Genomic DNA, 251 nt, shown 5'->3' on the forward strand with positions numbered 1-251 from the left:
ACCAAGCACCGCAGATGTTGACGATATTCCCTTTGCAGACCTAATCAACGGAAACGGATTTGGTGACAACGGCCCTGTTCTTGAAGAGACGGTCAATCAGGTTCTTGGGGATATGGATACAGGTCTTACAGGGTACGCCGATTCCAGTTGCCCGATTTGCTTCGGCAGTGACTTCATCGGCGGTTACACTCCGTATAAGGGGCACCGGCAGGTGCTGGTGGCTACCGACGTACAGGTGCGAAACGGTGAGC

The 251-nt window shown here is 53.8% G+C and carries 1 protein-coding gene; it reads left to right on the top strand.

Annotation, left to right across the window (positions count from 1 at the left end):
* The coding region (locus AC1RPN_RS09110) for a hypothetical protein (RefSeq protein ID WP_481763863.1) at positions 1–251 on the top strand (251 nt) is incomplete at both ends.

This window comes from Dellaglioa sp. CoH-57-MRSF-20, from assembly GCF_056781955.1.